This is a genomic window from Paraconexibacter sp., assembly GCF_041602235.1.
GTDB lineage: Bacteria > Actinomycetota > Thermoleophilia > Solirubrobacterales > Solirubrobacteraceae > Paraconexibacter.
On sequence record NZ_JBFIGP010000267.1, the window covers coordinates 1 to 5,154 of the forward strand.

4 protein-coding genes and 1 pseudogene are annotated in these 5,154 nt (G+C 73.7%); 4 read left to right on the forward strand and 1 reads right to left on the reverse strand.

Annotated features, from left to right (window positions below):
• Positions 1 to 1,747 (forward strand): AMP-binding protein (locus tag ABYE80_RS16745; RefSeq protein WP_372791446.1); only part of this gene is annotated, 1,747 nt, incomplete at its 5' end.
• A gap of 78 nt (positions 1,748 to 1,825) precedes the next feature.
• Here ABYE80_RS16745 and ABYE80_RS16750 read toward each other — a convergent pair.
• Complete coding sequence (locus tag ABYE80_RS16750) at positions 1,826 to 2,506, reverse strand: type 1 glutamine amidotransferase domain-containing protein (protein ID WP_372791447.1); 681 nt, start codon at positions 2,504 to 2,506, stop codon at positions 1,826 to 1,828.
• A 153-nt stretch (positions 2,507 to 2,659) separates the two neighbouring features.
• Between ABYE80_RS16750 and ABYE80_RS16755 the strand changes: the two genes are divergently transcribed.
• The 3 genes and pseudogenes from ABYE80_RS16755 to ABYE80_RS16765 form a co-directional block, all read left to right on the forward strand.
• Positions 2,660 to 3,265 carry a TetR/AcrR family transcriptional regulator gene (locus ABYE80_RS16755; protein WP_372791448.1) on the forward strand — a complete coding sequence of 202 codons (606 nt, stop codon included), beginning with the start codon at positions 2,660 to 2,662 and terminating at the stop codon, positions 3,263 to 3,265.
• 52 nt (positions 3,266 to 3,317) lie between these two features.
• Positions 3,318 to 4,592 (forward strand): acetyl-CoA C-acetyltransferase, encoded by a 1,275-nt coding sequence (locus tag ABYE80_RS16760; RefSeq protein WP_372791449.1) that lies wholly within the window; start codon positions 3,318 to 3,320, stop codon positions 4,590 to 4,592.
• Between the two features lie 15 nt (positions 4,593 to 4,607).
• Positions 4,608 to 5,154: pseudogene (locus ABYE80_RS16765) on the forward strand (short chain dehydrogenase); the annotation flags it as partial.

The window sequence follows — 5,154 nt, forward strand, 5'->3', positions numbered from 1 at the left end:
CGGCGCCTCGCGCACCGTGCGGTCGGTCCGGGAGGTCGCCCGCGAGGCGGCGACGCAGCTGCCCCGCCTGGCCCGCCTCGAGCAGATCGCGCCCGGCACCCGCATCTCGCTGGGACTGCTGCTGGACGAGCAGGCGCGCCGAACGCCGGAGGCCGTCTGCTTCCTGTTCGAGGACCGCGCGCACTCGCAGCGCGACGCCAAGCGCCGCATCGACAACGTCGTCCGCGGCCTGGTCTCGATCGGCGTGCGTCAGGGCGAGCACGTCGGCGTCCTGATGGCGACCCGGCCGTCCGCGCTGACGGTCGTCGCCGCGCTGAGTCGCCTGGGGGCGGTCGGCGTGCTGCTGCGGCCGGACGGCGACGCGTCGCGCGAGGTCGAGCTCGGGCAGTGCACGAAGCTCATCGCCGACCCCGACCACATGCACATCGCCGTCAAGGCCAAGGGCGCTCACGTCTTCGTGCTCGGCGGCGGCGGCGAGGAGCGGGACCTCGGCCCGGACGTCACCGACATGGAGCGGATCGACCCGGACGCGGTCGAGCTGCCCGCGTGGTACCGGCCCAACCCCGGCAAGGCCTCGGACCTGGCGTTCGTCCTGTTCACCGGCGAGGGCGCCCGGACCCGCGCCACGCGCGTGACGAACCGCCGCTGGGCGCTCTCCGCGTTCGGCACCGCGTCGTCGGCCGCGCTCGGCGAGGGCGACACGGTCTACAGCGTCACGCCGATCCACCACCCGTCCGGCCTGCTGATGTCGATCGGCGGCGCGATCGCGGGCGGCTCGCGCCTGGCGATGGCGCGCGAGTTCGACCCGAACACCTTCTGGGACGAGGCTCGCCGCTACGGCGTCACCGTCGCCGGCTACACGTGGACGCTGCTCCGTGACCTGGTCGAGGCGCCGCCCCACCCCGCCGAGAAGCACCACGGCGTCAGGCTGTTCATCGGATCCGGCATGCCGCGCGGCCTCTGGCGCCGCGTGCTGCAGCGGTTCGCGCCGGCGCGCGTGATCGAGTTCTACGCCGCCACCGAGGGAGACGCCATCCTGGTGAATCTGACCGGCGCGAAGCCGGGCGCCCTCGGGCGCAGACTGCCCGGCAGCGCCGAGGTTCGCGTGGCGGCCTACGACCCGGCGGAGGGCCGCCTGCTGGAGGGCGAGGACGGGCTCGCGCGGGTCTGCGACGCCGACGAGGTCGGGATGCTGCTGTCGCGCGTCGAGCCCGGGGTGCCCACCACGGGCAGTCCGCTGCGGGGCGTGTTCCGCCGTGGTGACGCGTGGCTGGCCACCGGGGACCTCTTCCGCCGGGACGCCGACGGCGATCACTGGCTCGTCGACCACGTGCCCGCGCTGATCCGCACCGAGCGCGGTCTCGTCGCGGCGACCCCGATCCAGGACGCCCTGTACGACATTCCCGCCGTCGACCTGGCCATCGCCTACGGGGTGAAGCCCCGCGAGGACGCGGCCGCCATCGCGATCGCCGCGATCACCGTCCGTCCGGGGTTCGAGGTGACCGTCGCCGACATCGAGGACGCGCTCGGCGTGCTGGCCGTCGATCAGCGCCCGCGGATCGTGCACATCGTGGACGAGATCCCCGTCACCACCTGGTACCGGCCGACCGCCGGCCCCCTGACCGCGGCGGGCGTGCCGCAGCCGACGCCCAGCGGCAAGCCCAAGCGCGTGTGGGTCCGGGACCTCTCGCGCTCGGGCTACCGCCCGCTGACGGCGGCGGCGCGCAAGAAGCTCGTCGGGTCCTAGGCCGGGCCGGCGCGCGGGCGCCGCGCGCCGCCGGGCGACGGGCGCCGCGCTCGAGCTGGCGGGCGGGCTTCGACGAGGTCAGGCCCGCAGGCGGTCCAGCAGGGCCTGGGCGGCCGGACCGGAGGAGGCCGGGTTCTGCCCGGTGATCAGCGATCCGTCGGTGACGACGTTGACGCCCCAGTCCTCGCCGCTCTGGTACGCCGCCCCGAGGCGCTGGAACTCGTCCTCGATGAGGAACGGGACGACATCGGTCAGGCCGACGGCCTCCTCCTCGCCGTTGGCGAAGCCCGTGACCTTGCGCCCCCTGACGAGGGGCTCGCCGTCGCTCCCCTTCACGTTCTTGAGCGCCGCAGGCGCGTGGCACACGAGGGCCAGCGGCTTGCCGGCACGGTCGAACGACTCCAGCAGGGAGATGGAGTGCTCGTCCTCCGCGAGGTCCCACATCGGACCGTGGCCGCCCGGGTAGAAGACGGCGTCGAACTCGTCGTGCGCGACGGTGTCGAGCTTGACCGTCGTGGCGAGCGCGCGCTGGGCGTCCTCGTCGGCCTTGAACCGCCGGGTGTCGTCGGTGTGCGCGTCCGGCTCGTCGCTCGACGGGTCCAGGGGCGGCTGGCCGCCGGCCGGGGACGCGAGCGTCAGCTCGACCCCCGCGTCCTTGAACACGTAGTACGGGGCCGCGAACTCCTCGAGCCAGAAGCCCGTCTTGTTGCCGGTGTCGCCGAGCTCGTCGTGCGAGGTCAGGACCATCAGGATCTTCATGTGCGCTCCGGGGACGAGGGTGATCGATCCCCTCGGGACTACCCGCCCGGCACCCCCGCGACACCCGGCCGCCGACCGACGTGGCGCACGCGACGTCGTCCGGCGAAGCGTGGTTACCGACATACAAATTTATATGTGGGTAACCTGTTGGACGTGAGCACGGCTCGGCCGCCACGACTGCCTCGCCCGGAGCGGGAGGCCCAGATCCTCGACGTCGCCCATGCGCTGTTCGCCGCGCGCGGCTACGGGGCGGTGACCATGGACGAGGTCGCGGCCGAGGTCGGCGTCACGAAGCCCCTGCTCTACACCTACTTCGGCAACAAGGAGCGGCTGTTCCTCGCCTGCGTGGAGCGCGGCGCCGACGGCCTGCAGGCCGCGGTCACCGAGGCGTTCACCACGGCGCCGGACCCGGGCGAGGCCCTGCGGTCCGGCATGCGGGCCTTCCTGCAGTTCCTCGACGCCGACCGCGCCGCCTGGCAGGTCCTCTACGACCCGACGGTCCCCGTCGGCGGAGAGATCGAGGTGGAGATGTCCCGCCACCGCGAGCAGCTCGCGGCGCTCGCCGCCGCGGCCGTCCAGGGCGTCCTGCCGGCGCACACCGCAGCCCAGTCCGACGCCATGGCGCACGCGCTGCTCGGCGCGGCCGAGGGCCTCGCCCGCTGGTGGCTGCGGAACACCGAGGCGCTCACCGCCGCCGAGGTCGCCGACCTGCTCATCACCACCGTCGAGCCCGGCATCGCCCGCCGCGCCCGGACCTGACCCGCGGATCCCCGTCCGCCCGATCCCCCGACATCAAGGACCCACAGAGACCATGCCCGACACCCGACGCGTCGCCATCATCGGCGGCAACCGCATCCCGTTCGCCCGCTCCAACAGCGCCTACGCCCAGGCGTCGAACCAGGACATGCTGAGCGCCGCGCTCGACGGGCTGGTCAGCCGGTTCAAGCTCGAGGACGAGCGCATCGGCGAGGTCGTCGCCGGCGCCGTGCTCAAGCACAGCCGCGACTTCAACCTCACGCGGGAGACCGTGCTCGGATCCCGGCTGTCCCCCGAGACCCCGGCGGTCGACATCCAGCAGGCGTGCGGCACCGGCCTGCAGGCGGTCATCCAGGTCGCCAACAAGATCGCGCTCGGCCAGATCGAGTCCGGTATCGCGGGCGGCGTCGACACGACCTCCGACGCGCCGCTGGCGATCAACGACGACCTGCGCCAGGTCCTGATCAAGCTCAACAACGCGAGGACGAACACCGACCGCCTGAAGGCCCTCGCCGGCCTGCGCCCCGGGCAGATCGTCCCGGCGATCCCGCGCAACGAGGAGCCGCGCACCGGCCTGTCCATGGGCGAGCACGCTGCCCTGACCGCCGTGCAGTGGGGCGTCACCCGCGCCGAGCAGGACGAGCTCGCCGCCACCAGCCACCAGCGCCTGGCGGCCGCCTACGACCGGGGCTTCCAGGACGACCTCCTCACCCCGTTCCTCGGCCTGCAGCGCGATCAGAACCTGCGCGCCGACTCGACCGTGGAGAAGCTCGCGAAGCTGCGGCCGGTCTTCGGCGGCCCCGAAGGGACGATGACCGCCGGCAACAGCACGCCGCTGAGCGACGGCGCCTCTGTCGTCCTGCTCGCCTCGGAGGAGTGGGCGAAGGAGCGTGGCCTGCCCGTCCTCGCGTACTTCGTCGACGCCGAGACCGCCGCGGTAGACTACGTGCACGGCGACGACGGCCTGCTGACCGCGCCCGTGTACGCGGCCCCCCGCCTGCTCGCCCGCCAGGGCGCGAAGCTCTCGGAGTTCGACGTCGTCGAGATCCACGAGGCGTTCGCCTCGCAGGTCGTCTCGACGCTGAAGGCGTGGGAGGACCCGGTCTTCGGCAAGGATCGCCTGGGCCTCGACGGCGCGCTCGGGCAGATCGACCGCGACCGCCTGAACCCCAACGGCTCCTCGCTGGGCGCCGGCCACCCGTTCGCCGCCACCGGCGGGCGGATCGTCGCCGCTCTCGCCAAGGAGCTCAACGAGCGCGGCGGCGGCCGCGGCCTCATCTCCATCTGCGCAGCCGGCGGCCAGGGCGTCGTCGCGATCCTCGAGAAGTAAGGGAGCCCACCAGCCATGCCTGACACCTACACCCAGATCGCCACCAACCCGTTCGGGCGCAAGCTCGTCCAGCAGATCGGGCTGCCCGCGCCGGTCCTGCTGGACCGCCACGAGCCCGGCGACGCCGTCGTCGAGGGCACCGTGCTGCTCGGCGCGGCGCCCGGGGGCCGGCTCGCCGGCCCGGTCGCCGACGTGCTCGAGCGCGTCGGGGCGTCCACCGCGACCGAGCTGCGCGACGACCTGCGCAGCGCCGCGGCCGACGCCGGCCTCGACGCCGCCGTGTGGAACCCCGACGCCCCCTCGGACCTGCGCTTCAAGGCGCTCGTGTTCGACGCCACCGGTATCACCGACTCCACCCAGCTCGGTGAGATCCACCGCTTCTTCTCCCCCAGCTTCCGCAAGGTGCGGAGCTGCGGTCGGGTCATCGTGCTCGGCACCCCGCCGTCGGACTGCGACACCCCCCGCGAGGCGACGGCCCAGCGTGCGCTCGAGGGCTTCACGCGCGCCGCCGGCAAGGAGGCCCGCGACGGCACCACCGCCCAGCTCGTCTACGTCGCCCCCG

Coding starts and splice junctions, on each gene's coding strand:
- ABYE80_RS16750 (WP_372791447.1), bottom strand. CDS start 2,506: ATGAAGATCCTGATGGTCCTGACCTCGCACGACGAGCTCGGCGACACC.
- ABYE80_RS16760 (WP_372791449.1), top strand. CDS start 3,318: ATGCCCGACACCCGACGCGTCGCCATCATCGGCGGCAACCGCATCCCG.